Origin of the sequence: Mycobacterium sp. E740 (assembly GCF_001672895.1) — a bacterium.
Taxonomy (GTDB): Bacteria; Actinomycetota; Actinomycetes; order Mycobacteriales; family Mycobacteriaceae; genus Mycobacterium.
Window position 1 is genome coordinate 1 of sequence record NZ_LZKP01000067.1, and the last position, 924, is coordinate 924.

Below are 924 nucleotides of genomic sequence, written 5' to 3' on the forward strand. Positions count from 1 at the left end.
GCAGGGGTGGACAGATCGTAGGAGAACAGGACGTTGCCGCCGTCCGACAGGTAAGTCGCCGACTCGTCACCCACCATCGTCGACAAGACGCCGATCAGCGCCTGCAGCAGAACGGTGATGACTCCGTATACCAGCGTCGCGACGATCAACGGGACAGCGTGGGCGGTGAACTTGCCCCAGGCCCACGAGAAGGCGTCGCCGACGCTGTATTGCTGCGCGCCAGGGGAACCCGGACCGCCCGGCGACGGGTAGCCGCCCGCCGGCGGGAAGCCGGCTGGTCCCGGAGGCGGGTAGCCGCCCTGCTGCGGAGGCGGTGGATAACCACCCGGTGGAGGCGGTGGCGGGTAACCGCCGGGCGGAGGCGGAGGCGGAGGCGAATACCCTCCCGGCGGCGGCGGATAGTCTCCCGGCGGGGGCGGCGGCTGATCAGACATGTGACCTTTCGGGTTGGCTCTGCAACGGCAGGCAGACGGTGCTGATGATCTTATCGGCGATCGTCTGCCGCTTGGCGTCCCACAGCGGGAACAGGTACCCGATATAGCAGATGGCTGCGTCGATGATATGCGCCAGCTGCCGCACGACGGACATACCGAAACCGATTGGCTGGCCGGTCTTTTCGCTGACCACCTGGAACTTCAGGATCGACTTGCCGATGCTGGAGCCGGTTGTCCCCTGGCGGTATCCGTAATTCCAGATCACGTAGATCAGCGCGAGCAGCGACGTCACGAGGATCGAGAGTTGGCCCACCATCGAATCCTGCAGCTGGCAGAATTCGCCCACTTCGAACTCGGAAGAGTCGGTGACACAGACAGTTTCCTGGGTGCCGAGCAGCAACGCGTAACCGATGCCCTGCAGGACGAAGATCGGGATGTAGTCGACGAGCCAAGCAAGCACGCGGGTGAACCACGATGTGTACGCCGGTGT

The 924-nt window shown here is 64.6% G+C and carries 1 protein-coding gene and 1 pseudogene; both read right to left on the bottom strand.

Going from position 1 to position 924, the window contains the following annotated elements:
* Positions 1 to 434, bottom strand: a pseudogene (locus tag A5663_RS23265) (hypothetical protein); the annotation flags it as partial.
* Positions 427 to 924, bottom strand: a 498-nt coding sequence (locus tag A5663_RS06240; protein ID WP_082973948.1) for an RDD family protein, incomplete at its 5' end; no start/stop codon positions are given. The pseudogene A5663_RS23265 and the gene A5663_RS06240, both read right to left, overlap by 8 nt.